The organism is Streptomyces sp. NPDC031210 (assembly GCF_055570395.1).
The window spans coordinates 284,455-289,003 of record NZ_JBVIHH010000011.1; the positions used below are offsets into that span (position 1 = coordinate 284,455).

The 4,549-nt window shown below is 71.0% G+C and carries 5 protein-coding genes; 2 read left to right on the top strand and 3 right to left on the bottom strand.

Annotation, left to right across the window (positions count from 1 at the left end; all coding sequences use genetic code 11):
- The first annotated feature begins 200 nt into the window (after nt 1-200).
- Nucleotides 201-1,190, top strand: coding sequence for a GTP 3',8-cyclase MoaA (gene moaA / locus ACZ45Z_RS21835; RefSeq protein ID WP_468364789.1), 990 nt, complete (start codon nt 201-203; stop codon nt 1,188-1,190).
- 28 nt (nt 1,191-1,218) lie between these two features.
- Here the strand turns inward: moaA and ACZ45Z_RS21840 are convergent, their stop codons facing one another.
- From ACZ45Z_RS21840 to ACZ45Z_RS21850, 3 genes are all read right to left on the bottom strand, one after another.
- Nucleotides 1,219-2,517: a hypothetical protein gene (locus tag ACZ45Z_RS21840; protein WP_468364791.1), complete on the bottom strand. Its 1,299-nt coding sequence runs from the start codon at nt 2,515-2,517 to the stop codon at nt 1,219-1,221.
- Between the two features lie 552 nt (nt 2,518-3,069).
- On the bottom strand, nt 3,070-3,306 hold the full coding sequence (locus ACZ45Z_RS21845; protein ID WP_468364793.1) for a hypothetical protein: 237 nt from the start codon (nt 3,304-3,306) through the stop codon (nt 3,070-3,072).
- Nucleotides 3,307-3,505: 199 nt separating this feature from the next.
- Nucleotides 3,506-3,880, bottom strand: a complete 375-nt coding sequence (locus ACZ45Z_RS21850; RefSeq protein WP_468364796.1) for a DUF3099 domain-containing protein — start codon at nt 3,878-3,880, stop codon at nt 3,506-3,508.
- Nucleotides 3,881-4,101: 221 nt separating this feature from the next.
- Between ACZ45Z_RS21850 and ACZ45Z_RS21855 the strand changes: the two genes are divergently transcribed.
- Nucleotides 4,102-4,380, top strand: a complete 279-nt coding sequence (locus ACZ45Z_RS21855; RefSeq protein WP_468364799.1) for a GlsB/YeaQ/YmgE family stress response membrane protein — start codon at nt 4,102-4,104, stop codon at nt 4,378-4,380.
- Nucleotides 4,381-4,549: the final 169 nt, after the last annotated feature.

A 4,549-nucleotide genomic window follows, 5' to 3' on the forward strand; every position in this document is an offset into this window, starting at 1 on the left:
CCACCACGGGAGGCGGCGCCACAGCCGTGTGTGTGAGGTTGTGTTTGTCCCCCTCCCCCCTTCCCCCCACGCCGGGGGGCCTCCCCCCCCCCCCCCCCCCCCCCCCCCCCGCCCACCTCGTGCTTCTCACGCCTGCCCACCGTCGGACCCATCGCGTAGGCTCGAAGCGTACGGATCCGCCACTTAGGGGAGGGGGCCTTGTGCTCATCGACACTTACGGTCGCGTGGCCACCGACCTGCGCGTTTCGCTGACCGACCGGTGCAACCTGCGATGCACCTACTGCATGCCCGAAGAGGGCCTGCAATGGCTGGCCAAGCCGGACCTGCTCACCGACGACGAGATCGTCCGCCTCATCGACATCGCCGTCAGCGAGCTCGGCATCGAAGAGGTCCGCTTCACCGGCGGCGAACCGCTGCTGCGCCCCGGCCTGGTCGGCATCGTCGAGCGCGTCGCGGCCCTCACCCCCCGCCCCCAGATGTCGCTGACCACCAACGGCATCGGTCTGGAGCGCACCGCCACCGCCCTGCGCGACGCCGGCCTGGACCGCGTCAACGTCTCGCTCGACACCCTGCGCCCCGACGTCTTCCAGACCATGACCCGCCGCAAGCGCCACGCCGACGTGCTGCGCGGCCTGGAGGCGGCCCGCGCGGCCGGCCTGACCCCGGTCAAGGTCAACAGCGTCCTGATGCCCGGCCTCAATGACGACGAGGCCCCCGACCTGCTCGCCTGGGCCGTCGAGAACGCCTACGAACTCCGCTTCATCGAGCAGATGCCCCTGGACGCCCAGCACGGCTGGAAGCGCGACGGCATGATCACCGCCGGCGACATCCTCACCTCCCTGCGCACCCGCTTCGAGCTGACCCCCGAAGGCCAGGACGAGCGCGGCTCCGCGCCCGCCGAGCGCTGGATCGTCGACGGCGGCCCGCACCGCGTCGGCGTCATCGCCTCCGTCACCCGCCCGTTCTGCCGGGCCTGCGACCGCACCCGCCTGACCGCCGACGGCCAGGTCCGCACTTGCCTGTTCGCCACCGAGGAGACCGACCTGCGCGCGGCCCTGCGCTCGGACGCCCCCGACGCCGAGATCGCCCGCATCTGGAAGCTCGCCATGTGGGGCAAAAAAGCCGGCTCCGGACTGGACGACCCCTCCTTCCTCCAGCCCGACCGCCCCATGTCCGCCATCGGCGGCTGAGCCACCCCCGCCTCCCGCAGGCTTCCCTCTACTCCGGCAGCAGGCTCCGCAGATACCGCGCACGCCGCCTCTTGACCCTCTGCCGTCCCACCACGACCGACGCGTACGCGACAACCGCCAGAAGGACCGTCGCGACGGTCCCCACACCCCAGGCGACGAGGGCGAGAGCGAGCACCGCGACTTGCACCGCCCACAGGCCCCCGGCGTGTACCTCCGGAATCCAGAGCGGATGGGTCCGGATCGCCCGCAACTTCTCCCAGTCAGGAAGCGCCCCGCGACCCGACGCTCCCGCGCCCTCCGCCAGCACGGACCCCTCCTCGGTCGCCAACCGACCCCTCACGCACCGTTCGCCCCCGGTCACCAGCGTGCCGATGATCCGCTGCGGTCCTCGCTGCCTGCCCTGAGGCGGCACGGCCCAGTACACCTCCGCCGGAACGCCGGTGAGCTGCCGCGCAAGACTGGTCGGATCGACCGCCGGGTCCAGGAACATCTCCATCCGCTCCCCGGCCGGCCCCACCATCACGACCCGCGGCCGGAGCTGCCGCTGCCCGCCCCCCTTCGGTTCCTCTCGCTCCGGCCCCACGTCCACACCGCGCACGGTGACACCGAGCACCCGCCCCTGCTCGCCGAGTACCTTCAGCCCACGACCAGCCCGGGCGAAGCCACGGAAAAGGAACACGAAGAACAGGAACAGAGCGCCGTCGAGCAGAACAAGAGCCTGAATGGCGGGGCGCGCGGGACCACCCGCCTTTTCTTCCAGCACCCCCCGGTCACTCTCGACCAGAGCTCCGAGTTTCGCAGCGGACGGCGCGTAGAGCGCCCACACCCGGTCACCGCGGTTCACCCGTGATTCCGAGTCGAATTCCGCCTTCACCAGTTCACTGCCTGCGTCGTACGGTACGGAAACCCGGGACACCACGGTGTAGTGGCCGGAGTGCTTGCTCCGGGTGTACTCGGACGAGAGCACGTCTTGGACCGTCACTGCACGAATGCCGCCGCCTGCCTCAGAGATCCGAGTTGCCTCGGGCGAGGAGGAAAGGGCCGCATACCCGAACAAGAAGACCGGTATGACGGTCCCGAACAGCAACCCGGCCGCGATCCAGGCCCCGTTCCGGTCGGGCCACCAAGGCTTACACGTCTCCGCCACCTGATCGGATAGCGGGAACGCGCCGCGCCGCAGACAGCGGACGCCCCCTCCGAGGCCGACCGCTGTCACCGCCAGACAGGCGAGCAGGTCCCACCGCGGCATCGACGCGGCGGGGTGCGTCAACACCCGCACCACCGCCGCCAACACCCCGGCGCCGGCTGTCGCCAGGCAGAAATTCATCGCACGGGCCCGAGTCATCCGAATGTGTCCTTCACACTGCGCTTCTGAGGAGCCGACTTGGCTTCAGGTTTGTCTTCCGGCTTCTCATCGCCCTGCAACGAGGCCTGGCCGGCTCCCGCCAGTCCGCCACCGAGCCCGCTGGTCGGTCCGTCGATGGACATGTGGGGGCCGGACCGCTCCGGTGCGGGTGTGAAGCCTTCAGGAGGTACAAAACCTTCAGTCGGCCGGTTGAGATGACCCCCTCCTGCCCCGCCGACGCCGCCGAGCCCACGGCCGACAACGTTAGCGGCGGTGCCCCACACTTCCGTGCGCTTTCGATGTCATAGGCATAACTGGCGAAGCTTTTTCCCAGCTTCTTGATTTCCTCCGGTTCGATATGGAATTCTTTCGCCACGGAAGCCCCCGATGTGTCGGCTCTGCAAAGGCGTGCAGCGGTTTGCGCGCCGGCGCCTGGAAATTGACAGCCGGACGCACCCAAGGGCATAGAGGAACGGCGTCCCTGCAGGGCCCCAGACGGCAAGGGGCAGTGAGGCGAGCGCAACGCTCGCGCCCTCAGCGCCCCGCCTGTGCCGCGTCCCACTCCGGCAGGGTCACCACGTCCTTGAGGAAGCCGCGTACGCCGAGGAACTGTGAGAGGTGCTCGCGGTGTTCCTCGCAGGCGAGCCAGGTCTTGCGCCGGTCGGGGGTGTGCAGCTTGGGGTTGTTCCAGGCCAGGACCCAGACGGCGGGGGCGCGGCAGCCCTTGGCGGAGCAGATGACGGCGCTCTCGGGGGAGTTCGGGGAGTTCACGGCCTCAACCCTACGTCCCGCGCCCGGCAGCGGACATGGCGACGCCGGGCAGCCACGGGGGGAGCCGCCCGGCGTCGGTCCGTCGCTCCGACGGGGGATGCGGAGCGCGTACGCAGTATGTCACGGAGGCCACCGCCCGGTGCACCGGAACCGCATGATTGATCTGAGCTTTTCTTGAGCTTTGCGGACCGCGCGGCGGTCAGCCCGCCCCTTCCCGCGACTGCGGTTCCCCGGCCTCGGGGGATTCCGCGTCCGGTTCCGCCGGCAGGTGTCCGCCGCCCGCCGTCAGCATCGGCCTGGTCGGCGCGGCCACGAAAGTCGAGGGCGCCGAAGGCGCGTTCTCCCGGCCCGCGTTGGCGATGACGACCGCGATATACGGCAGCCCGATGCCCAGTACCAGCGTCGCGATGGCGATGGGACGCTCGACGTTCCAGAGCACGGCGGTGAGGATCACGGCCACGGTCCGCACCGACATGGAGATCACATAGCGGCGCTGCCGGCCGCGCACGTCCTCGGACAGTCCCTGCCGGGCCCCTGTGATCCGGAAGGCCCCGTCGCCGCCGTGCTTCCGCATCACGTTCCACCGCCTGGTCGTCGTGCCGGATTCTGCCCGCTTTCCGGGCACATCCCACGGTACGCCGCGGGTGCGCCGCATTCGAGACCGGGTCCTCACACCGCCGGACCGGCCCGCGCACGACCGGTGGCGGACAGGGCGCTCCGGCGTGCGCCGTAGGGGATGCGGAGCGACACTGACGAGGCACGGTTCACGTGCTCCGCGCCGCGCGAGGAGGCGACATGAGTTGGTTGTGGGCCATCATCGTGGGCCTGATTCTGGGACTGATCGCGAAGGCCATCATCCCGGGCAAGCAGGCGATCCCCCTCTGGCTGACCGTGATCTTCGGCATGCTGGGCAGCGTCCTGGGCAACTGGCTGGCCACCGGCGTCGGGGTGAACGAGACCGACGGCATCGACTGGGGGCGCCACCTGCTGCAACTGGTCGGCGCCGTCATCATCGTCGCCGTGGGCGACCGCCTGTGGACCGCCCTGCGGGGCGGCAAGAGACGCGCTGTCTGAGAGGGGGCGAACTTCCGCCGAGGTCGTCGCGGGGGGGGGGGGGGGGGGGGGTTGCCGGTCCCCCCCCCCCCCCCCCCCCCCCCCCCGCGCACCCCCCCCCCCCCCCCCCCCCCCCCCCCGACCGGCGGTCCGGCCCCCGCCCCGGCGCCCCCTCGGCCCCGCGGCCGCC